The 24,550-nt window shown below is 45.3% G+C and carries 18 protein-coding genes; 16 read left to right on the top strand and 2 right to left on the bottom strand.

Annotated features, from left to right (window positions below):
* The first annotated feature begins 134 nt into the window (after window positions 1-134).
* From ACTHPG_RS11220 to ACTHPG_RS11205, 4 genes are all read left to right on the top strand, one after another.
* The gene (locus ACTHPG_RS11220; protein WP_440389389.1) at window positions 135-434 is read left to right on the top strand and encodes a Dabb family protein; all 300 of its coding nucleotides are present in this window, start codon (window positions 135-137) and stop codon (window positions 432-434) included.
* Between the two features lie 163 nt (window positions 435-597).
* Window positions 598-1,359 (top strand): SDR family NAD(P)-dependent oxidoreductase, encoded by a 762-nt coding sequence (locus ACTHPG_RS11215; RefSeq protein ID WP_440389388.1) that lies wholly within the window; start codon window positions 598-600, stop codon window positions 1,357-1,359.
* 265 nt (window positions 1,360-1,624) lie between these two features.
* Window positions 1,625-3,352 (top strand): ubiquinone-dependent pyruvate dehydrogenase, encoded by a 1,728-nt coding sequence (poxB, locus tag ACTHPG_RS11210; RefSeq protein ID WP_440389386.1) that lies wholly within the window; start codon window positions 1,625-1,627, stop codon window positions 3,350-3,352.
* 323 nt (window positions 3,353-3,675) lie between these two features.
* A complete protein-coding gene (locus ACTHPG_RS11205; protein ID WP_278294762.1) occupies window positions 3,676-4,431 on the top strand; it encodes an SDR family NAD(P)-dependent oxidoreductase in 756 nt (251 codons plus the stop codon).
* A gap of 108 nt (window positions 4,432-4,539) precedes the next feature.
* Here ACTHPG_RS11205 and ACTHPG_RS11200 read toward each other — a convergent pair whose 3' ends face one another.
* Complete coding sequence (locus ACTHPG_RS11200) at window positions 4,540-4,887, bottom strand: ribosomal protein L7/L12 (RefSeq protein ID WP_440389384.1); 348 nt, start codon at window positions 4,885-4,887, stop codon at window positions 4,540-4,542.
* Window positions 4,888-4,927: 40 nt separating this feature from the next.
* Window positions 4,928-6,112, bottom strand: a complete 1,185-nt coding sequence (locus ACTHPG_RS11195) for a cytochrome P450 family protein (RefSeq protein WP_440390225.1) — start codon at window positions 6,110-6,112, stop codon at window positions 4,928-4,930.
* Window positions 6,113-6,315: 203 nt separating this feature from the next.
* Here ACTHPG_RS11195 and ACTHPG_RS11190 point away from each other — a divergent pair, with 203 nt between their 5' ends.
* The 12 genes from ACTHPG_RS11190 to ACTHPG_RS11135 all read left to right on the top strand — a co-directional run bounded on the left by ACTHPG_RS11190 (window position 6,316) and on the right by ACTHPG_RS11135 (window position 24,373).
* Window positions 6,316-7,293: an aldo/keto reductase gene (locus ACTHPG_RS11190; protein WP_440389382.1), complete on the top strand. Its 978-nt coding sequence runs from the start codon at window positions 6,316-6,318 to the stop codon at window positions 7,291-7,293.
* A 419-nt stretch (window positions 7,294-7,712) separates the two neighbouring features.
* A complete protein-coding gene (locus ACTHPG_RS11185) occupies window positions 7,713-8,813 on the top strand; it encodes an ATP-binding protein (protein WP_440389380.1) in 1,101 nt (366 codons plus the stop codon).
* A complete protein-coding gene (locus tag ACTHPG_RS11180) occupies window positions 8,801-11,230 on the top strand; it encodes a DUF5682 family protein (RefSeq protein WP_440389378.1) in 2,430 nt (809 codons plus the stop codon). The genes ACTHPG_RS11185 and ACTHPG_RS11180 overlap by 13 nt, the downstream gene beginning before the upstream one ends.
* A complete protein-coding gene (locus ACTHPG_RS11175) occupies window positions 11,215-12,438 on the top strand; it encodes a VWA domain-containing protein (protein ID WP_440389376.1) in 1,224 nt (407 codons plus the stop codon). The genes ACTHPG_RS11180 and ACTHPG_RS11175 overlap by 16 nt, the downstream gene beginning before the upstream one ends.
* 19 nt (window positions 12,439-12,457) lie before the next feature.
* Window positions 12,458-16,012: a DUF4132 domain-containing protein gene (locus ACTHPG_RS11170; protein WP_440389374.1), complete on the top strand. Its 3,555-nt coding sequence runs from the start codon at window positions 12,458-12,460 to the stop codon at window positions 16,010-16,012.
* 4 nt (window positions 16,013-16,016) lie between these two features.
* The gene (locus tag ACTHPG_RS11165) at window positions 16,017-17,849 is read left to right on the top strand and encodes a hypothetical protein (RefSeq protein ID WP_440389373.1); all 1,833 of its coding nucleotides are present in this window, start codon (window positions 16,017-16,019) and stop codon (window positions 17,847-17,849) included.
* Entirely contained in the window at window positions 17,836-18,114 is a 279-nt protein-coding gene (locus tag ACTHPG_RS11160) for a hypothetical protein (RefSeq protein ID WP_440389371.1), read from the top strand. The genes ACTHPG_RS11165 and ACTHPG_RS11160 overlap by 14 nt, the downstream gene beginning before the upstream one ends.
* 224 nt (window positions 18,115-18,338) lie before the next feature.
* Window positions 18,339-18,881 carry a sigma-70 family RNA polymerase sigma factor gene (locus ACTHPG_RS11155; protein ID WP_440389369.1) on the top strand — a complete coding sequence of 181 codons (543 nt, stop codon included), beginning with the start codon at window positions 18,339-18,341 and terminating at the stop codon, window positions 18,879-18,881.
* A 13-nt stretch (window positions 18,882-18,894) separates the two neighbouring features.
* The gene (locus ACTHPG_RS11150; RefSeq protein ID WP_440389367.1) at window positions 18,895-20,301 is read left to right on the top strand and encodes a hypothetical protein; all 1,407 of its coding nucleotides are present in this window, start codon (window positions 18,895-18,897) and stop codon (window positions 20,299-20,301) included.
* Between the two features lie 288 nt (window positions 20,302-20,589).
* Complete coding sequence (locus ACTHPG_RS11145) at window positions 20,590-23,097, top strand: WG repeat-containing protein (RefSeq protein ID WP_440389365.1); 2,508 nt, start codon at window positions 20,590-20,592, stop codon at window positions 23,095-23,097.
* A gap of 118 nt (window positions 23,098-23,215) precedes the next feature.
* Window positions 23,216-23,680 carry a hypothetical protein gene (locus ACTHPG_RS11140; protein WP_440389363.1) on the top strand — a complete coding sequence of 155 codons (465 nt, stop codon included), beginning with the start codon at window positions 23,216-23,218 and terminating at the stop codon, window positions 23,678-23,680.
* Window positions 23,681-23,974: 294 nt separating this feature from the next.
* A complete protein-coding gene (locus ACTHPG_RS11135) occupies window positions 23,975-24,373 on the top strand; it encodes an RDD family protein (protein WP_440389361.1) in 399 nt (132 codons plus the stop codon).
* Window positions 24,374-24,550 lie beyond the last annotated feature (177 nt).

The raw sequence follows: 24,550 nt of genomic DNA, 5'->3' as shown, positions 1-24,550 counted from the left end.
AAGAAACCCTCGGGATTCGTCCTGAGGTTTTTTTGTGTATTAATAAAAATTAATTCAACCAATTATTGCGCTTACAACACATTCGGATGTACACTAGGAAACAGAGTACGAACATATTGGAGGAGGAGATAGAGATGAGTAGCATCACACACATGGTAACGTTTACACTTTACGCGGGTAAAGACACACCGGAGGCAGAAGCCTTTTTGAAGGAAAGTGCGGACGCATTGGCTGTCATTCCTGGGGTAGAGCAATTTCAGGTTCTAAAACAAGTAAGTGAGAAGAATGAGTTTGACTACAGCTTTTCGATGGTCTTTGCGGATCAGGCTGCGTATGATGCTTACAACAATCACCCGGTTCACCGTCAATATGTAGAAGAACGTTGGGAAAAGGAAGTCAGTCGCTTCCAGGAAATTGATCTTATTCAACATTAATCATTAATATTCTTTCTCTACATATAGGGAAGAAAGCTGAATCACACTATACAGCATTGAACAATGCTGTATACTTCTCTTAATATTCGTAATTAGCGAGAGACTATAGCATTTTCCGAAACCGTTTTCGATATAAAATGAATTCAAGGAGGTTTTTGCTGTTATGCAATTGGATCTCACCGGAAAAACGGCTCTGGTTACAGGCGCAACCGGTCAACTGGGGAGAGTGATCGCCCGCACGTTGGCAGCCTGTGGGGCCAATCTGGCTCTACATTATATAAATAATGATACCAAGGCCCGGGAACTTCAGGGTGAAATTGAAGCGCTTGGTCGTAAGGCTGTAATTGTACAGGGAGATATTACGAAGCAGGATACGGCATTTCGGATGCGTGATGAGATTCAGCCTGTCCTCGGCGGAGTGGATATCGTCGTTGCCAATGCGGTCATTCAATACGAATGGACAACGGTGTTGCAACAGTCTCCTGAAGATTACTTAAGCCAATTCGAATCCTGTGTTATGCAGAGTGTGTATCTGGCCAAAGCTTTCATACCACATATGCAAAATATCAAAGGTGGTCGCTTTATTGGCATTAATACCGAATGTGCGATGCAAAACTTCGCTCACCAATCTGCCTACACCGCTGGCAAACGGGGCATGGATGGGGTATATCGGGTGCTTGCCAAGGAGGTTGGCGAGTATCAGATAACCGTGAACCAGGTTGCACCTGGATGGACGATTAGCGAGCGTGATCGGTCCAGTGAGCCTGGACATGATGAGGCATACACGCGTACCGTGCCGCTGAAACGCAGGGGTGAAGATCAGGAAATCGCCAATGCAGTAGCATTTCTCGCTTCGGATTTGTCCTCATTTATCACGGGTGCCTATATCCCGGTAAGTGGTGGAAATGTGATGCCTGCCATCTAGTGTCCAATTGGATTTGGTTGGAGATCCATAAGAAATATGAATAATTGAGTGTAATCGTAATCCGTTTGTCATTCGACAAACGGATTTTTTGGCATTTTGCTGACAACGAAATAACGATTTTAAAGGGTAAAGGGCATATTTTGTTTCATATATCCAGACATACATATGATTTGGTTCGGGTTTCAGAAGATTGGGGTATAAGAATAGGTATATTAACAGAGTGGAAACATAATCAAAATGAGCAATTAAAGGAGACCCATCATTTATGAAAAAAACAGTCGCGGATGTTCTGGTTGAATCCTTATTGAACGCTGGTATCAAACGCATATATGGTATTGTGGGGGATTCCTTGAATGCGGTACTCGACTCCATTCGTCGTTCTGGCAAGATCGAATGGATTCATGTACGTCATGAGGAAGTGGCTGCATTTGCAGCCGGGGCAGACGCTGAGGTCAGTGGGAGTATCGCCGTCTGCGCAGGGAGCAGTGGTCCTGGTAACATGCATCTGATTAACGGTCTATACGACTGTCATCGCAATCGTGTGCCTGTACTCGCCATCGCTGCCCACATCCCAAGTGACGAGATTGGCAGCGAGTATTTTCAGGCGACTCATCCGGAGTATCTTTTTCAAGAATGTAGCGATTATTGTGAAGTGATTACCACAGCGAAACAGATGCCTCGTTCCCTAACCATGGCTATCCAAACAGCAGTTGCACGTTCAGGTGTATCTGTTGTTGTATTACCGGGGGATGTTGCTGGACTTGAAGCGGCGGATCTGCCTGTGCCAGAGCATGTGTATCACGCAACCAACCCTGTGGTACATCCTTCTGAGCCGGAACTCGTGAAAATGGCAGAATATCTGAATCAAGGCAAAAAAATTACGTTGTTGTGCGGTGCAGGCTGCGCAGGAGCACGGGAACCCCTGATGCAGCTCTGTGAACGGTTGAAATCCCCCATGGTTATTGCCTTAAGAGGGAAGGAATACTTGGAGTATGACAACCCCTATTCTGTCGGCCTTACCGGCCTGATCGGGTACTCATCCGGCTATCATGCCATGATGGACTGTGATGTATTATTGATGTTGGGAACGGATTTCCCATATCGTCAGTTCTATCCCGAAGATGCGAAAGTGCTTCAGGTTGACATTCAATCTTCCCATCTCGGTCGGCGTACGAAACTGGATTATGGCGTATGTGGGGATGTAAAAGCAACCATTGAGAATTTGCTTCCATATCTAACTGAAGAACATAGTGACAAACATTTGCGTAAAAGTGTGGATCATTATGTGAAAGTACGTAAAGAACTGGACGAGTTAGCCGTTGGAAAACCAGGTAAAAAGCCCATCCATCCGCAGTATTTAACCAAGATCATTAGTGATGCCGCCGCAGAAAATGCGATCTTCACCTGTGATGTCGGTACACCGACAGTATGGGCGGCCCGTTATATAGAGATGTCTCGTAATCGCAGGCTGCTCGGTTCATTCAGTCACGGTACGATGGCAAATGCCTTGCCGCAAGCGATTGGTGCCCAGGTCGCTGATCCGGGCAGACAAGTCATCTCGTTGTCGGGTGATGGTGGTATTACGATGCTGATGGGTGATCTGTTGACATTGAAGCAGCATAATCTGCCGATTAAAGTTGTGGTGTTTAATAATGGAGCACTTGGTTTTGTTGAGCTGGAGATGAAGGCTGCCGGATTCCTCGAATCGGGAACAGAGCTCGTAAACCCCAACTTTGCGACGGTTGCTCAGGCTATGGGAATGGAAGGGATTCGGGTTGAAGATCCGGCTGAACTGGAAGGGGCTGTGCAGCGTGCACTTCAGCATAATGGTCCTGTACTGATTGATGTCATTGTGAACCGTCAGGAATTGTCCTTACCTCCGAAGATTGAGTTCAAACAGGCGGAAGGTTTCACTTTATGGATGATGAAAGCCGTGTTAAACGGACGCGGTGACGAGATTATTGAATTGGCAAAAACCAATTTGCTGAGATAGGCGTTAGGATACGCAGATGAACACCATTTGAAATGTTAGAGATAGCGACTTTAAAAGTATTGTACATGTAAAGGAGGAGCATGCAACGAGACATTAGGGTTGCATGCTTCTTCATTAAAAATGCTGAAAATGTGACATGCTATATAGTATGAATACATATTATATGATTTGTTTTTATGTCGAAAGTCTATTAGAATAGGTAAAGGCAGGAAGGATTTATGCCATTTTTGACCTACATATGGCAATATTGCATGTACGTACGTTTCATATCGTATTAGTACGATCCAATAACCAGATGACACACACCCATGGAGGAGATCAACATGAGTCACGCAGGAAAAGTAGCCATTATCACTGGAGCAGGAAGTGGATTGGGCCAAGCAGCAGCGCTAAAGCTGGCTGAGAAGGGCGCATCCATTGTTGTTGTGGATCTTGTCGAAGAGACGGGTCGTGAAACCGTTAAGCAGATTGAGAAGCTCGGAAGTAAAGCTATTTTTGTACAAGCAGATGTGAGTAAAGCACCTGAAGTTGAGAATTATGTAAAAAAAGCAGTCGAGGAGTTCGGACGAATCGACATGTTCTTTAATAATGCAGGTATTGCGGGTCCTGGGATCAAGTTGATTGAACATACGATCGAGCAGTTTGACCAGATTATTGATATCAACCTGAGAAGTGTGTTCTACGGGTTGAAGTATGTGATTACGGAAATGCTCAAAACAGGCGGGGGTTCCATTCTGAATACAGCCTCTACAGCCGGTATTGTTGGTGTACCCGCGGTTGCACCTTACGCAGCAACCAAACATGGCGTGGTCGGCTTGACCCGTACAGCCGCAATTGAATATGGCAAGGACAATATTCGCGTGAACGCGATTGCACCAGGCACTATTGAGACACCGATGGTTGTTCAGTTTGGTAAAGATAACCCTGAAGTGTTCAAAGCAACGGTTGACAGCATTCCATCTGGACGCCTTGGCAGACCGGAAGAGATCGCGAACCTGGTTTCCTTCCTGCTTGGAGATGAAGCGCCGTATATCAATGGTGCAGTATATCCGATTGATGGTGCAGTTACAGCCCAATAAGCGTTAAGCTTATCGGCAATAGAGTAGTCGTTAAAATGTTTAAAGAGAGGTCACTGTATGCGTACAGTGCCTCTCTTTTTTTGGTTTATCTTTTGCTTAACGATTCTTCTACCGTTCCAGGGAATCGACATAGTCTTTGGCTTCCTTCAACGAAAGACCTCTGGCCTCGCGCAGTCGTTTGATCGCCATAATTTTTTTCCCTTGTTGTATAAGTGCAAGCAGCTCCTGATCCAGATCCGTTGGGGCTTGTTGGCTTGTGTGCGAAGGAGACGCTTCCTTCGGTGATAAGGTGTAATTGAAGTCGGAGCGTGGGCTGGCGATTGCGGTTGAACCATTCTCCAGACGCTCCATATCTCTTTTCAGATCATTCAATTGGCGTTGCAGGCTGGTGACTCTGACCAGTAATACAAGGATCAGAAGCAGAAATACGATCCATACCAAGGTGTTCATTTCCATGATGTCATGTGCCTCACTTTCATGTATTCCTCATTAGCCATTATTTAAGTTGAACCGGGATTTCCTTGACACCACGAACAATCATGCCAGGTCTCCATTCCAGTTCATTCACATCTGCCTGAAGCTGTATATTTGGAAAACGATTCAGAAGTGTGCTGACTGCAATCTCACCTTCCAGGCGAGCAAGCGGCGCTCCGAGACAAAGGTGAATGCCTTTGCCAAAGGCCAGATGTGAACTCTTCTCCCGGGTAATGTCGAAGACATCAGCATCCTTAAACTGCTGTTCGTCTCGATTAGCCGAATCAAGTGCGACGATAACCAGTTCACCTTGAGCGATATGCTGTCCACGGAATTCAATATCTTCCAGAGCCCAGCGAGATGTGCTGAACTCCACCGGTCCGTTATAGCGCAGCATCTCTTCAATGGCATTATGAATAAGCTCTGGCTGCTTGCTCAGCAATTCGCGTTGCTCCGGATGCTCCAGCAGGGCGAGAATGCCGTTGCCAATGAGATTAACCGTTGTTTCATGACCGGCAATGATTAATAACGAGACAACGCCAAGCAGTTCTTGTTCCGTTAACTGCTGCCCGGATTCTTCTGCAATGACGAGCTGGCTGATCAGATCAGCGCCGGGATCTTGACGCACTTTGGCGAACCAGGCCGTAAGGTAATCTGTAAACTCCTTGGCATGCTGCTCAAACAGCTCGGCACTCTCCGCTGTGGAAGCATCAATTACCGTATTGGACCACATGCGGAATTTGTCACGATCCTCAAGAGGTACTCCCAGAATCTCACTGATGACAATGATGGGCAGCGGGAAGGCAAAATCATCGATCAGATTCATTTTTTCCTGTGACGGGAGGTTGTCCAGCAATTCATCAGCAATGTCCTGAATATGGCTTCGCATGTCTGCGACCATTTTGGGCGTGAAAGCTTTCTGCACAAGTCCCCGAAGACGTCTATGATCGGGTGGATCGGAGAATAACATATTATTCGAGAAAATGCTTTGATTATCAGTCCCGTAACGACGGACCATGTCTTTGCTGAAGCGAGGATCTTTCAGAATCTGGACAGCATCCTCGTATCGGGTAATCATCCAGCCGAATTCTCCATGTGGAAACATGACTCTGAACACGGGCTCATCTTTTCTTAACTTTTCATATACCGGGTAAGGGTTATGCGTGAATTCTTTGGTAAAAAACGCGGGTCTTGAGGATTCGTTCATTTCATTCGGTTTCAAATGCAAAATCTCCTCTCATATTTCTGTATATACCTGCACCCTCTATATATTCAATACGTAAGCTTTTGAAACCTTGTTTTTGATCCATATGGATGATTGTGCAGGAAAATAGAGGAAGATGGAAGAAGACATGGTAGAGAGAATCCATAACCATGTTTGGTAAAATTAAAAATGAGGTGAACGCTGACATGTCTTACGCACAACTTCCTTTGCATCACTACCAGATTCCGGCAAGTCGAATGGTTCTTGGCTGTATGCGGTTTGGGGGTGAATGGGATGGTCTCCCCATTACTTCAGATCTTGTCGTGGAAGGTCAACGGGCAGTAGAAGCTGCTATCGAAATAGGCATTAACCATTTTGACCTGGCGGATATATACACACGCGGTAAGGCTGAACACGTATTGGGGCGAATTTTATCCGAAACTCCTGGTTTGCGTGAACAGATCATCATACAGTCGAAATGTGGCATACGTCTTATGGGTGATGATGAAGGACCGCAGCGTTATGACACCTCAGCTGCACATATCCTGGCGAGTGTAGATGGTATTCTGGAACGGATCGGGATCGAATATCTGGATATTTTGCTGTTACACCGTCCTGATCCGCTCGCCTATCCACAAGAGATTGGAGAAGCACTGGCTGCTCTGCATCATTCCGGTAAAGTTCGCCATTTTGGCGTGTCCAATATGGGGTCTGAACAGATTCGCCTTCTTCAGCTTCATAGTAAAGTACCTCTGATTGTGAATCAGCTGGAGATGAGTCTGGACAAAATTGGATTCGTAGAAGCTGGGGTGACAGTTAATCGGCTCCAAGCCAGAGACAACGTGTTTCCCTATGGCACGATGGAATATTGTCAGGCAGAGCATATTCAACTGCAAGCTTGGGGTCCCCTTGCTCAGGGGCGATTTACTGGCAGGGTAGTTGAGGGACAGCGCGCGGAGATTGAGCATACGGCTCAACTGGTTGATCGAATGGCCAAGGAGCGTGGGGTGACACCGGAGTCTATTGTACTGGCTTGGTTAATGAAGCATCCAGCAGGGATACAACCTGTCATTGGTTCGATTCGACCAGAACGAATTCTGGCCTGTCGTGATGCAACGAATATTGAGCTTACCCGTTATGAGTGGTACGAGCTGTATTCCGCTTCATGCGGACGTAGAATGTAGCAGGGACATCGGAGATATTGAGTTTTTTTGATCAAAAAAATTAATTGATATCGGGGAAAATAAGAATCTATTAGAAGAAGACATCGGTTGTTGACCTGTGTCTTCTTTGTAATATCGTCCTCTTTTGGTTGAAACGCATTATGGGAAGTGTAATGATTTTATGGCATATGATCTACAATGCGAATGCAGATGTAATAAGCACGCTCTTCAGAACTGAAACGAGTGTCTAGGCACGACTGTAAGGATATTTCACCTTCATATTTGTGCTAGAGGCTATGTCCATGGACTTAGGGAAAGTGCTGATAAGAAGGACGTTTCAACCATTTTTACCGTTTTACCGGGTAGATCTTGGAGGGCTGTGATAAAATGATAGGAATAAGAACATACGATCTGTTTATGCGAGAGGAGACACCTTGACGATGGAGATGCTTAAACCACCCGCCGAGACATTATACGAGGTTGAATTATGTGCACTGCGAGAAGAGGATCAGGGGAAACGGCCCCCGAACTGGCTGTTATCTCCTGCCTATGTGCGCGATTTTATTATTGGCAGGGACAAACCTGCGCTGATCAATGGAGAAGAAATTCCGATAACCCGCAAATTTTATGGCAACGATGTGCTGATTGAACGCGCAGTAGTCACTCTGGCAGGCAATCGGGGATTAATGCTCGTGGGAGAACCCGGTACAGCCAAGACCATGCTTAGTGAACTTCTGACCGCTGCGATCTCCGGTACGAGTCTGAACACGATTCAAGGTACAGCAGGTACCACGGAAGACATGATCAAGTATTCATGGAATTACGCCATGTTGCTGGATAAAGGCCCTTCGGAAGCCGCACTTGTACCATCGCCGTTATATAACGGAATGAAGAAAGGCATTCTTACCCGATTTGAAGAGATTACACGTTGTCCCGCTGAAGCCCAGGATAGTCTGATCAGTATTCTCAGTGACAAGGTCATGAGCATTCCTGAACTGGATGGCGGTGTACTATTTGCCCAGCCGGGATTTAACGTTATCGCTACAGCCAATATTCGGGACAAAGGTGTAAATGAAATGAGCGGTGCCTTGAAACGTCGGTTCAATTTCGAAACGATCAAGCCCATTCATAACGTGAAGATGGAAGCCAAAATTATTGAATCCCAGGCACGAAGCCTGTTATTACATAGTGGAATTGATATTGAAATTAAGCCGGATGTGGTCGAATTGCTGGCTACAACATTTATGGAACTGCGCACTGGCATGACACGGGAAGGCTACAAGCTGGACACACCTCAAGCATCCATGAGTACGGCAGAAGCAGTGTCTGTCTATGTCCAGAGTGCGATGACCTCCTATTATTACGAAGATAAGGCTATTGCGCTGGATCGGTTGGTGCAGAACATGCTGGGGACCATTGCAAAGGAAAACGACAAGGATCTGTCCATTCTCAAAACCTACTTCTCCAAGGTCGTAAAAGAGCGTTCCAGGGAAGAGGGAATGTGGAAGGACTATTATGAGGAGAGAAAATGGATCGGTTAACAGCAGTGTTGGACCCTGACGTTGATCAGTTGCAATCCTTGTTCGAATCCCAAGTGTGTAACCTGAGTAATCATACGGTCTATTATCCAATACGACACCATAGTCCTGCATGTTCATATCACTTGTTACGTTTAATCGAAGAGTACAAGCCGGATATCATTCTGATCGAAGGACCAGAGAGCGGTAATCCATTCATTTCGGTACTGAGTGATGAGGCAACCTTACCTCCTGTCAGTCTGTACTACACTTATGAGAGTGAACTGGAGAGAGAAGCCTGCTATTATCCGATGCTTCGTTATTCGCCTGAATATGTGGCTTTGAAAGAAGCAAAACGACTGGATATTCCGGCGAGGTTTATTGATCTGGACTATCAACATTTCACCACACGTGCATCCAAATCCGGACAGATAGAGCAAAAGGAGATTTCCATTCAAGACGAAACCTTGCTTGCGGGGTCTGACTTCATTAACCGGTTGTGCCAAAAAACAAACTGTCGCAGTTTTGATGAATTGTGGGAAAAAGTGTTTGAGATTGGCGGTCTGGAAAAATCCACTCCGGAGTTCGTACGGGATGTATTCACGTATTGTACGCTTTCCCGAATGTGCTATTCCACGGAACAATTACACTCTAACGGTGATCTGGCAAGGGAAGCACATATGAAAGAACGTATTCAACAAGCGGTACAGGAATATGACCGTGTGCTTGTCATTACCGGTGGATTTCATACGTATGGACTGTTAGTGGCGGAGAGACATGAATCCGTCTTGAAACAGTCGAAGATGGATAAACAGCAGGCGGATCAATGTTCAGATGAACCAATTACGATTCACCAACAGATGTACCCGATGGTCTATACCTTTGCTGAAGCAGATCGGCTTAATGGATATGCAAGCGGCATGCCTTATGTGAATTATTACGATCAGATCTGGAACCAGCTGCTCCGCAAGAAGAGTACACCTTACAATCTAACGGCTCTGGACTTGTTATCTCGGCTGATGCGCAAATTACGGGACAGTCACGAACATGTATCGACCAGTGATGCGATTGAGGCGTACAGTATGATTCAGGGGCTTGCCGGGCTACGGGGTAAAAGGGAAGGCGGCGTCTACGAGTTGATGGATGCAGCACTCTCTTCCTTTGTGAAGGGGGAGCTTACCTTGGCTACCGATAAACCGTTGCAAGAGCTGCAGCAGTTATTGACAGGAGACGTTATTGGAAGCGTGGCTCCCAATTCATTCAGTATCCCCATCGTGGAGGATTTCAAGGCGCGCTGTACAGTCTACAAATTGCAGATTCGCACAACAGGACAACACAAGAAAGTGCTGGATCTGTATGCGAAACCGGAGCATCGTCAGATCAGTCAGTTGATTCAATGCATCACCTATCTGGTTCCTGAATTCGCGAAACGGCAATCGGGGCCGGACTGGATCGCAGAGCGTGACATGAATCTGGTTCGCGAAACCTGGGTTTATATGTACTCTTCCCGTATAGAGGCCAGAGTGATTGAGAACTCCCTCTATGGCGGAACGCTTGCTGGAGCAGCCACACGCAAAATGGAAGAACAAATGCAGGAGATCCCGGATCATCATAGCGGTGAACTTGCCCGACTTATGCTTCAAGCACTGCTCATGGGACTTCAAGACACAGCGATGAAGCTCTATGAACAGGTGCGCTCGGCGCTGAGAACCGACGGGAATTTTCTATCCTTATGTCACAGCCTGCAAGTCTTGAACCGAATTCACCAGCACCGCAGGCTACTGGGATTATCTGAAGAGCAGCATCTCCCTGATCTTGTATCCGAAGCGTATAGGAACGCCGTGGACAAGCTGCTACAGCTCTCCAGAGCCAATCCGGATGAACATGAAGCCATTATTCAGGGATTGAAGCTGTTAGCCATGCTCGCGGAGTCATCAGAGGCGTATTTTCGGGATGAGACATTCCGAATTCATCTGAATGAGCTTCTGTCTGATCACCAGCTTCCGGCTCAACTGGAGGGTGTGTGTGTGGCTATTTCCTCTGGGCTCGGCGACAGGCCCAAGGATGAGATTGTTGATCGTGCTCGCGGGTATATCCATGGTACACCGGATCAGACCCGTCAAACGGCACTTTTTTTACAGGGCGTATTCACGGTAGCACGTGACGCTTTTTTATATGAAGATCAGCTCTTATCCGAGTTGAATGTTTTGATTGAAAAGCTATCATACGACGACTTCATCAGCATGGTTCCGGAATTGCGGTTGGCTTTCACCTACTTTACACCAATGGAGACGGGGTTAATTGCTGAACGGGTGGCAAGTCTGCATCAGGTTGAACCAGGAGAGATGTCAAGGCCAGCGGTTGATGAACAGATGCTGATCCAGTCCAAAGCATGGGACGAAGCGCTTCGAAAGGAGTTTGCCGCATGGAAGCTAATATGAATGAGGCAAATCGGAAAGCGGACGAATCCAGGGATAACAATGAAAGTTCCAATCTGGATGGAAGCAACCGAGGGGAGCATTCTTCTGCTGAAACCTTAAATCGCTGGCGTCTGATTCTCGGTGAATCGGCCGAAGAAGGGCTGTGTACTACAGACCAATACACTTCGAATGAATTTCAATATACGGAAATGGATGAGATTCTGGGGTATCTCTATAACCGTGAATACGGTGAAGAACAAGGTTACCGAAAAGAGGGAGGACGTGGTGCGTCCAATCTGACTGTACCGAAATGGTTGCACAAGGTCAGGGAGTTATTCCCCAAATCAACGGTAGAAATCTTGGAGAAACAGGCGCTCGACCGCTATGGACTGACTGAATTGTTAACTGACAAAAAGTTGCTTGAATCTCTCGAACCCAATATGAATCTGCTCAAGAACATTATGCAGTTCAAAGGACGGATGAAAGGTGAGGTGTTAAAGAGCGCCAAAGAGATTGTGCGAACGGTGGTTGAGGAACTCCGAAGCAAACTGGAATCTCAGACTCGAGCCAGTATAATGGGCAAGCGCAGTCGCTATACCTCCAGTTCAGTACGATCCTTACGCAATCTGAATTTCAAAAGAACCATCACCAAAAATTTGAAGAATTATGATAAAAACAAGCGCAGATTTGTGATTGATCGCCTCTATTTCGACGGGAATATACAGCCTCATAACAAGTGGAACATCATCATTGGTGTGGATGAAAGTGGCAGTATGCTGGATTCAGTCATCTATAGCTCGGTAATGGCCAGCATCTTCTATCGCTTGAATGCGCTACGCACCAAACTGTTCATATTTGATACGCAGGTGGTTGACCTGAGCGACAGGCTGGAAGATCCCGTAGACGTACTTATGAATGTGCAGCTCGGCGGGGGAACACATATTACCAAAGCGTTACGTTATGGGGAGACACTGATCGATAATCCGGGCAAAACGATCTTTATTCTGGTTAGTGACCTGGAGGAAGGTTACCCGATTGCGCAGATGTACAAGGCCTGTAAAGATATCATCGATGCAGGCTGCAAATTGCTGGTTCTCACCGTACTCGATTTTAACGGGGATTCAGTCTATAACAAACATGCCGCACAGACATTAACCAATATGGGCGCACATGTAGCAGCCATTACGCCTAACGAACTCGCGGATTGGATTGGCGAGATCATCACTTAAATTCAAGGAGGAATGTATAATGCTTACCGCAGACCGTGCAGTAGAAACGTTGGTGGAGAAATTCGCAGTAACGTGTTCCAATGAGTACTCATTAAAAACAGATCGAAGCTCCGAGATTATTGATTATGTCTTGGGAACGACAGACAAGTTCCCGGATATGTTGGGAAATTCGAGTCATTATGTATATCAAACGATTGATCTGCTCATGAAGCTCGCCAAAAAAGAGGATGGAGACATCTTTTACCGTGCCGGGGCTATTGTGATATATCTGGAATCGACGTATTCCAAAAGAAATACATGGAGAACGGATGCCTTTACCATCTGTATGGGAAATGATTCAGAAGCTTACGGCTTAAGCGGGAAGAGCAAAAGTTCAGATCGTATGGGCGAGTTGTTGGCCCGGTTGGAGAAGATCAGACAGTTTGCAGGCGAAAACGAAATTCTGGCTGAATTAAAGAGCAAATTAAAACGTGCCCAGTGGCTTTTTGATTCCAAAAAAGCGGACAGTCAGGGGAATTATCGGGATGTCATTAATGCATTAATGCTCCTGCAACTATATTCGAAGCTGAGTGATACCCCTTCTCATGCAGAGGTTGAATCTGCTGCGCAATCGTTACCAATGTTGTTTCAACATGTGATGGCGAATGATTCGGATCAGTTGCGGGATGAGCTACATACGTTGATTGAACCTATAGTGGTCAGTAACATTCAAGGGAAGCATAACGGATCTTCCCAGGAATTGAAGGATGAATTCCTCAAGGAGAAGCGTAATCAGCTCATAGCTGAAATGTACCCCAATACGTCTTACTCTCCTAAAGAGCAATGTTCACATGCTGTATTCCATCAAACAATGGTACTGGTGAGCAGTGCCTTGTTGTACCTGATTAATATTAGTGGAGGCAAACAACGGTTTCTTGATACGAAGAGTGAGATTGGAGATATTTTGCTTCACACCCTGCATCAGTTACATGAGATTTATCCACTTGAAGTTCGAAGTTACTTGCTGAGTATGGACCCGAGAGCAAAGAGTCCCAATGATTTGCTTGCTGGACTTGTCCCTCTGGATGAGCCTTATCAGTTGGTTGAAATGCTGAGGGACGAGCTTAATATGTACACCGTATCCTGGAACATGTTACGATCCGCGATCACGAATCATCCTGAACAAGCGATTCGAGCTTACGAGTTGATCAAAGCGCCATTCCTCAAACTTTGCATTCAAAAATTCATGGAGGATCAGGGATTGGAGCTGCCTAATGCGGATTGTTCCTTGGAGCAAGCGGTATTCAACGCTCTTCGGCATCCATTGGATGGGGGACGCCAGGGAATTGCGATTGCAAGATACTTGAGTGGGGAAAACACCCTTGAGGAATATTGGCAAGACTCGAATAGTCGCGCGTTGTTTAATCAACTGAATCGGGACAAGAAGCGCGTTCATAATCTCATCAGCATTAGTTTTCTGCCGATGGAGTCGGAAGCGATGCGCAGATTCGCAATCCTGACTACTCATCCCGATTGGACGCTGGATATTGTCTCAGACATGTATAATTCATACGCGTTTAGTGGAGAGAAACTGCTTCAACGTTATGGACAGGATCCTGAGGTGCAACGTGAGAAATTGCTGACCAGCCTGATCTCTCTTAATGGCATGACCGACTACAGATACAAAGCCATGCCACATGACGAATACCGCCGAATCATTCAGCAGAATCTGGACTATGCACTGACACAGTACAAGAAACTGCCAACGGATACGCGTATTTTAGTTCTGGAGATCACTTTTGAACAGCGTGATGAGCTCTCGAAGAAACAATTGGCCGAAGCAGTTCGTGCCGGATTGCAGGATTCGTCCAAGAAAGCCAACGGTGTGGCGTTAGCCGAATTCAATCGGATACCTGATCAGGAGTTGTATACGCTCGTTTACCTTTCGGAGAAAAAAGTGGGAATCAAAGAGATGGCTCTGACCGCAATTCGCAGTCTGAAAAACAGCAAAGAGCTGTATGGTGAGCTTTTGAAGAAAGAGAAGGCAGCGGATTGGAAGAACCTGATTCAAATTCTGCTGGATACCGCAGATCTGAGTCCGGAGTATGCTCATGCTGCGCTTGCTGATCAGGCAGATAGCAAAAAGCTGTCCAGACTAAGCTGGTTGTCGCTGAAAGATCTCCCTTCCCTGATACGGACAGAAGATAATCAGCCGGTAGATGACCGAATTAAGCTTTATGTGCTGGTGCAATCGCTGGATCATACATCTGGTCCCAATGAAAGGTTAAATGAATTACGGGACTACGTAAGTGAGGCATCGCTCGCTCGTTTTGCAAGTGAATTGCTTCAGGTCTGGATTCAGGAAGGTGCTCCTGCGAAAGAGAAGTGGGTGATGTATGTTTCAGCACTCTTTGGTGATCTTCAGATTGTGAATATTCTGGCTCCGCAAATTAAGGAATGGACCGAAAACAGTCGTGGCGCGATTGCAGCAGATGCTGTAAAAGTGCTCGCTTATCTGAAAGATCCATCTGCTCTTATGGCGATTGACAAGATCAAACGTGGCGTGAAGAACCGTCAGGTGAAAGGTGCAGCAGAAGAGGCGTTGCAGCTTGCAGCCGATAATATGGGACTTACCTCGGAACAATTGGAAGATCGGCTGGTCACTACGCTTGGTTTTGATGAAAAAGGAACCATGCAGTTGAGTTACGGAGAGCGTTCCTTCCTCATTAAGGTCAATGGAGACTTGCAAGTGGTTGTTCTCAATGAAGAAACAGGCAAATCCGTGAAGAGTCTGCCTGCTCCTGCACAGAAAGACGATGCTGAACTCGCTGCACAGTCCAAGGCACGTTTCACGCAGCTGAAAAAAGATCTCAAATCCATGGTTAACATTCAGGCGCAGCGTCTGGAAGAGTCATTGTCCAAGCAACGTCTGTGGTCTGCCGACGAGTGGAAAAACCTGTTTGTCGATAATGTCATCATGCAAAAATTCGCTGTTGGTCTGATCTGGGGAACGTATGAGGATGGCGTTCTGACCAGTACGTTCCGTTATATGGAGGACGGTACCTTTAATTCCGTGGATGAGGATGAGGTTGATCTGCCTTCAGGTGCACAGGTGGGACTCATACATCCATTGGAACTGGATCAGGCGACGCTTGAAGGTTGGACAACCCAGTTGGAGGATTACGAGATCAAACAGCCGTTTGAACAACTGACTCGTGAAATCCATCAGCCTGAAGATGAGGACAAGACGAAGAATGAATACGATCGTCTGCCTGAGTCCGACTTCTCACCAACGTCTTTCCCCAAAGCACTGGAGAAATACGGTTGGATCAAAGGACAGGCACAGGACGGCGGCTGGTATCATGAATTTTATAAAGAGTACGGTGATCTTGTTGCGGAATTGCAATTCAGTGGTACGAGTATTTCGTATTACGAGGGATTGGATGACATTACCCTGGAATCCCTACATTTCTTTAAACCTAAGAACAAGCAATATTATTACTACGGTGATAACAAACCCATGACTCTCGGCAACGTTCCAGGTCGCGTATTCAGTGAAACGATCTACGATATTTTGAGAGCAACGGGGCGTTGATAACGTGAGTGCATTCAAGGAGAAATTCCGGATTTTTTCGAAGCTGTGCACAGAGGATTATCTGATCCGGTACGCAAACAAGGGATTGTACAAAAGGTCTTTGAAAGAGTTGGACAATGGTGTAAGTGTAACGTACACATGGAATGCATCATCCGTGAGTTGCGAGTTAAGTGATGGGACACACTGTACGCTTGAGAATACGCTGGATCATTGGGATTGTTCCTGTCCATCAGAGCATATCTGCAAGCATGTGCTGATCGCCATACTATATGATCAACGGGAACATTCGTTAGAGGATTCGATCAGTGTTGACGAGCAGCAAATGCCAGATAAGGACTCAGGGATATCGGAACATGATTCGTTGGACGTATCAAAAGGGGTAACATTAACAGACTCTGTGTCAAACGTAGGATCAAACATGGAAGATCCCGGTGAAGTTCCGCCTGGGGTGCCTCGTGAGATCAATTCGCGCTTCCGCTGGATGACGGAGTCTGATCTGACACCACTGATTAAACCATACAGTTCTTCCATGATAGAGGAAGTTGTTTTCCGACTAAGGTACCCAGAAGAAATTAAGATCATTGAAGATTCACTTCTTACGGTACATCTGACAGCCCAGAATATTGAGGTGTCTTTTACCGAGGAAGCTAGCCTTGCAAAAGCGTTATGTAAGGTACCGCAGACAGCCGGAAAGATGGCCAAACTTGAAGCGTTGCTACGATATCGTGCACTAAAAGGGTTGGATGATACGGATGCATTAAGTGGAAGAGTATACGAAGCCAAGTTTTCTCTGCAGACGGTGCAGGAATGTCGCATGATGCTGGCAGGGTTGTTGAAGACGGGACTGGCCCGTCTTCCTCAGTCCTATATGGCACAACTGGAGACTTTGGCCATCGCAGCCCATAGTGGCAATCTGCCTGACATCGAACGTAGTCTGCGAGGGATTCAAGGCGAACTACAGTTGTTTTTCAACAGACATATCCGTTTCTCCATGCAATCCATGCTGGATCGGGTAAGCAAGCTGTATCTTGCACTCCAGGTTCTTGAAGAGACAAAGGTATCGACCATTCAGCAGAGTCAGCTCATTGGCAGTTTTCGAAGTAAATACTTTACGGTTCCTTCACTTCACCTATATGGACTGGGAGCCGATGCATGGGAAACTCGATCCGGTTTCCGAGGTATCACCTATTATTTCTATTGTTTCGATGATGAGGAAATCTACACCTATAGTGATGTACGTGCTGTGTATTATGATGATCAGCAGTTCTCATATACAGAGCATTATGGTGCATTCACACCTTGGCTGCCTCATCTGACCTTTCGCCAGTTGGCGGGTGAAGAAGTTCAATTCCAATCCGTTAAAGTGAATGAAGAACGCCGGATATCTTCCGGGGAAGGTGCCAAGCTTGCCATTTTGCCGCGTTCGGCTGTGGAGACGTTACAAATGGGTAAGACCATGCAAGATGCATCGTCAGTACTTCAAGAGGAATCGCGAACATTTGACTTATTCGCTGCGCCTAGAGAACGGCTGGCTGTGATCAAAGTTACCCGAATTGTGGACCACAGCTTTGTCAAACAAACGCAAGATCTTGTCCTAAAGGTTGAGAGTGCCGATGGAGAACTATTAACTCTTGCTCTCCCGTATTCAGTGGATTGGCAGACGATGATCCAAAGACTGGAGTCAGGATATGGTTCCCAATCACTTGAACACTTCTATGCCTTTGTGCGGGTGGGAGCCAAACGCATTAGCCCAATCAGTTTCCTGAAGGGTCAAACGGTGCTCAGTCTGAAACTGGATATTGGGAATGGAAGGATGGGGAGACTTGGAAGAATATAATCAGTTCATGCAGCGTATTAGCGGCTGGTCAGAAGAGCTTCTCCTGCGTGGGGTATCCCAGTTTGCAATCCGCGATATTGAAGTACTTGAGCAGCTTGCAGCGGAATCCTTGCGGTTGCAGATGAGTTTCCTGCATGAGTTGTTGAATCACGTGATCAAGGAAGGGCGTAGCGTGGCTCTTGGGCAAGGTCATGAAGAGCTGCTGTTATTTCAGTATTGTCGTCTCACCCAATATGTACAGCTTGTTGTGCAAGAAGAGGCGTGATATTGGTTAGTTACCGAAGCTAAGGCACATAAAGCGATATGATGTAATAAATAAGATGTATTTATAGAATATAAGAAGATTTGCAGAAGGCCACAAGGTCACTGCAAATCTTTTTTTATCGTGGAGTAAGTAAAAGTCATTTGCCAAACGAATATAGGTAGGAAGCACGGATCAACACGAACATTCGTGACTCATATGAGCATGGAAGGGAGGAATATATAATTGTGGAAGAAGAACAAATACGAAAGGCAGTGGCGAATCGTGATCCGGAGGCTATGGAATGGGTGATGAATCATTACGCAGGTTTGTTATGGAAGATTGCTCATTCCATCCTATATCATGCATCGACAGAAGAGATTGAAGAATGCGTTGCAGATACATTTTTTGCTTTCTGGCAGAATCCGGATGCGTTCCAATCTGGGCTAAGTAGCCTGAAAAATTACCTTGCATTGATCACCAAACATAAAGCAATTGATCGCTACAGGAAACTTAAGAGAAGATCTGAGCTTACATATGAAGAAGAGATTCATTTGGTGCAAACGGAGGATTTGTTGGTTCAGATGATCAGTAAAGAGATGTATACGGAACTTACTCACATGATTGAATCTTTTCCAGAACCGGAACGGGAAATTATGAAGCGTCGGTTTTACGAAGGACAGAAACCACATGAAATATCGGAAGCATTGTCTCTGCACGTTAGGCAAGTCCATAACAAGCTTTATCGCTCCAGGCAACGATTGAGGACATGGTGGATGAACAGGAAATAAAGGAGGCGATCAAATGCGAGAATCCGAAAAAGAATTCACTGAGCAGAACCTTTTTAACATTAAGAAGTTATTCTATGATAAATTGGCGCTGAATGAACCAAGAACCTTGACTAAATCAGATTCGTTTTTAACTTCACCCGATTTATATCCATCCATACAGATCAAGAAGTCCATGAATAGGAAAAGAAGGTATCGCAAAGCGATCTATATTCCTTTAACCGCTGCGTTATCGTTAAGTCTCGTTACAGGAGCAGCTGCATCCATGGGAATCATCGACCTGTCTTCCGTTCTTCATTTTATAGGTGCAGATCGGTTAGGCATTCTTCAGCCTGTTCATCAGGTGAGTGAAGATCAAGGGATTCGAATGGAGATTATAGGTGCTGTCAGGGACGGAGATACGACCGAGATCTATGTTTCATTGTCGGATCTGACCGGACATCGTATTGATGATACACTGGATGTATATGATTACAGGGTAACCGGAGGTAATGCAAACAACGCTCAGATTATTCATTATGATGATGCGGAGAAAACGGCTATTGTTCGATTCCTCATTCAAGGAAAAGTCACCAAGAACCGAATTACAGTTCAGATTAATACGCTGATGTCGGGTACATCTCTTCAAGATGGTTACAACGTACAAGTGGACTGGGAGCAGTTACTACAAGAAAAGAAAATCAATAGCTATGAAATCCTGGATCGAGATCGCATAAGCGGCTTGGGAGGTAAAACCGATATTCAATTGGAAACCGATCCAATTCCGGTATTGCATCAGGATGTAACGAATATCCCTGTTGAGGGTATTGCTTGGATGCATATTTCCAATATGGGTTTTGTGGATGGCAAGTTACACATTCAGATTGATCCGGATAATGAAATAGGGGAGTACAATCATGGGTACTTCTACTTCACGGATGAGCAAGGTCAAAAGCTCGATATACCTGAATACTCCATTAGCTATGGACACTATGTGAAAGATGGGGTTAGGTATGGAGGAGATTATAGGGAGTTTGTGTATGATCTGTCCGCTGTTGACCAATTAGATACGCTGAGACTTCAAGGGAGCTTTACAAGCATTAGTGAAGTTGTGCAGGGAAATTGGAAAACGACCTTTAACCTGAGTCAAAATGCTTTGAATAGAACAGGAAACATTCAGCTTGATGCAAATGGAGGTTTAGAGGCAAATGTAACTCTTTCCTCGGTTGGTGTCACGATTACAGGTGAGGCACTGAGCAAGATTCAGATGGAGGATCTGCGTATTGAAGTACACCTGAAGGATGGTACTACATTAACCGCTGCATCAGGTTTCCTCCAGCTGGATCAGGATCTCATCAAGTGGATATCCCCTACAACCATTCCAGTGAATGATGTGAGCTATTTGCTACTCAATGGAGAGAAAGTGATTTTGCAAGATAAATAATATGAAAAGTGAATCAGTTAACTATGAATTTAACTAAACCTTCACACGAGAACGTAGAGGACAGAAAGAACCTGAAGAAGCGGAGCGTTCGCCTTTATCGCCAGATTTTCACCTTTGTATAAGTGAATCAAAAAATCTGGGGATAACAGCGATCGGAAGGTTGTTCTGTCATCGGAGTGGTAAGTGTGAATATTCTTTAGTTCAACTTATATAAAATGAATTACATGTCATATCCCGATTTATGACGCATACCATTAGGCGAATGCGGTCATAAGGGAGGAAACTGAAATGTCCATGAGCGAACCGCTGTTAACGCAGATTGTGAATCAACATATTCCGGCTGGTGCAACGGTCGTCACTATTGATAAACCTGTTCAACATCCAGCGATCTATGCGGCGGATCTTACCGGTGACGGTATGCCGGAGATTGCGGCAGTCTACCAGTTGAATGGTGAGCTGTATTTGCTCATCTTGAAATTTGTTCAAGGACATTGGATCAAGATGGCACTAATTAAGGGATTGGGGTATGGGGTGACTTTAATGACAGCAGCCCCTGTAACTTCAACGGCAAGGAACAACCTCATCATCGGTTGGCGGATTGGATCTATCTGGTCTAAGCTTGCCGTATATGAGTGGACTGAATCAGGGCTCAAAGATCTGGCGCCTGACGATCTATATTATAGCTATGCTGAGATTATAGATATGCCCGGTTCACATGGTCGAGATGGCAAGGTGGAGATTGCACTCTGGATACATGATACAGGGGAAGCCTATCGTGTAGAGATTATCCGATGGCAGAATGGGAAATGGGTTCCAGCACCAGACGTATATGCAACCTATTATCCCAAAGTGGTGCAATATTACGAGCAACTAACCGAGCAATATCCTGATTATATCTTTTACTGGTATTACCTTGCAGATGCTCAGTACCATGCGGGTCAGTATCCGTCAGCACTCGTTTCAGTTCAGAAGGCACTCAGCTTTCCGGAAGCGTATCCTTCCAGAGAGGTACTACAGGAACTTGAAAAGAAAATTAAGCAGGCGATGGTCCCCATAAGCTATGCTCGGGTAACGACATGGTTATACCCCATCTCCGTTCGAACCACGAGTGGGACGCGATGGGGATATATGGATGCCCAAGGTCATATTCGGCTTGAGCCGGTTCTGGATGACGCGCAAGCGTTCCAGCCCAATGGATTGGCTGTGGTTGTAAAGGATGGTCATGCTGGAGTAATTAATCTTCAAGGGCAGTATGTCGTTCAACCTGTATACGATTCCATCAATTCCTTTTCTGAAGAACGGGCGATAACCATTGATTCTCAAGGTTTTAAGATGATTAATGAACAAGGTACAGTCCTGACCAAACGGGCATACCCGTATATCTCGAATATGAAGGACGGCCGAGCATTATTTTACGATTCAAACCCTGGTCAGGCAGATGGATCAGTGAGTCGGTATGGTTATTTGGATGCTTCGGGTAATGAGGTGATACCGGCACAGTTTGCTACGGCGAATGATTTTCAAGATGGCAAAGCGGTTGTGCAGATCAAGGACAACGAATATGCGCTTATTAATCGCAATGGACAACGACTCGCTACTTATCCCTATGCCTATGTGGGACCACTTGGGGATGGACTGCTTGCTTTTCAAAAAGAGCTCTCGGGCAAATATGGGTACATCGATGAACGGGGCAATATTCGCATTCAACCCAAATTTTCATCAGCATTTCCTTTTAGCGACGGCCAAGCGATTGTCAATACAGCGGAGGATTACAAATCGATCTATGGTGTCATTAATACGCAGGGATCATTTATTATTCAACCCGCGTATAATGACATCCGCGAACTAGGCGAGCACCGTTATGCGCTGGGTCAAGCAATTAATCCGGAGCAGCCTTATATTGGCTCTGTATACGCGATTGCAGAGACTAACGGTAGAAGGCTTACGGAGTTCGTATATCGCGATGTAGGCAATTATACACACGGTCTGGCATCTGCATCGGACGGAAGACAGACCTATCTGCTGGATCTGAGTGGGAGGCCTGCCGCTGGGTATCCTTATGTAGAAGGTTCGGGTACGCTGGAGGTCGTGGCACCAGATCTGATTAAGGCATATGTAGACCAGCGCTTATCTTATGTAAACCGGGCAGGACAGATCATCTGGCGGCAAAATACAATCGTACCACTTCATCCGCCGTACCGTGTACGCGAAGAGAAGTACAAACCGAACAGGGACTATCTCGTATATTACCCGCAGGTCGAGGGATTAACGAACCAAGCGGAGCAGCTTGCCCTGAATGCCAAGTTGAAGCAACTCTCCCAAGTTAAACCGATCCCTGCCGATCAGCAGCTGGATTACACATATACAGGGGATTATGATATTACGTTCTATCAGCAGCAATTGTTGCAGCTGCAACTCACAGGTTATAACTATCCGGCGGGTGCAGCGCATGGTATGCCTACGATGATCTATGCGATTATTAACCTGACGAATGGTCAGTTGTATGAGCTGAAGGATTTATTTAAACCGAATAGTGACTATGTCAAAGTGTTAAGCCAGATTGTGGGGGATCAGATCAAAAATGATCCTCAATACTCGTATGTGTTTCCGGACACTTATACGGGGATTAGTGCGGATCAGCCGTTTTTTGTCACTGCAGATGCGTTGCATCTCTACTTCAATCCATATGATATCGCACCTTATGCGGCGGGGTTTCCAACGTTTACAATTCCGTTTGTCCAGATCAAGGATATCATTAATACAGAAGGTTCGTTCTGGAAAGCATTCCATATGTGAGTGTCATTTCATAACCGATCAAAGTCAGAGGCCATATGTCCAATATGGCTTCTTTAGATATAAAAAAATGATGTAACTTGAACGCTTCTGGCTGCGTCTATACATAAGGGGGGATCTGATGTTAATGAACGCAGTTCAACGATACGTGGTATCAGGTCTACTATTTATCGGGATTTTTTTTACAGCACTCATTGTTCTTGAAAGGATTGAAGGGTACCAAATAACAACAACAGAGTATTATGGCTTGCGTAATCTTGGGGTCCTGATATATATTTTGTCGCTCATCCTGGGATTCGGTCATTATATATTGGCTTTTTATGTTCTAATTCTGAGTCCATTCTCATGGCTGTTGCGGAAATGTGTGCGCTTTCTTGCAGTGAGAACTATCGTATATATGGGTGGTTTTGGATGGGGAGGGTTGTGGGTATTTGATCAAGTGTACAGTCCATATTTCGTAAAAGGATATCAACTCAACCGAATGACATCTGTCTGGCTCTTTGCTATCGCCGGCGTAGTCTATGCCATTGTGGAGTGCAAGGTTTGGCGAAGAGAGCAGATGCAGAACGAACAGAAGGCTACTTAACAAAAGTTGAGTAGCCTTCTTGGTTTACATAATTATTATTTTGTTGTTACGAAGCGGGAGCTACGAATCAATGAAGGGGATCTTTGATTGTAATAAGTGAAATGGAAGCAGGTCAGAAATATCTGATGGTTTGTAATAAAATTCACAAGGATTTATGAGAAAAATAGGAGTTATATCGTAAATAGGTAAAATTTTCTGTTATACTATTTGAATTGCGTACATAAATTTATAAATGTTTTATGAAAGGAGTTCATCAAGAGTTTAGTTTAAAATTTTAGTTTGGAGGAAAGCATTTTGTATAAAGCAGGTTTTTGGATTAGATTAGGAGCAAGCATACTGGATAGTCTTATTATTTCAATCCCGTTAGTGATTATCGCAGGTGTGATTACGGGTAATTTTGATACGGATGAGCCGATTGCGAAACTACTTAGTGCGTTATATTCAATTTTATTACCAGTTTACTGGTATGGTCGAACGATCGGAAAACGTATATGTGGAATCCGAATCCGTAACTACGATACACACGAACCACCAAAAATTGGTACGATGCTAATGCGAGTTGTTGTGGCCGGACTTGTGTATGTAATAACTTTGGGTATCGGAGTAATCGTGAGTGCTTTTATGGTCGGTATGCGTGAAGATCGACGTGCGATTCACGACTTTATCGCAGGAACAGAAGTAGTCTGGGATTAACTCAAGGTATTATAAAGAATAGCTGTACAGAGTTGAAATCACTGTGCAGCTTTTAAATCGTTAGTACTGTTTCACAAAACTCGTATTTTGTACATATGTATATGTTCTTGTCCATACAATGTTCTTGTCCCGCGACATTCGGCGTAGTTTGATGTTTACTCATCCTCAATGTAATTT

Origin of the sequence: Paenibacillus sp. SAF-068, from assembly GCF_051967555.1 — a bacterium.
Lineage (GTDB): Bacteria > Bacillota > Bacilli > Paenibacillales > Paenibacillaceae > Paenibacillus.
Note: the sequence above shows the minus strand (reverse complement) of the source record. Positions and strands in the feature narration are given on the sequence as shown.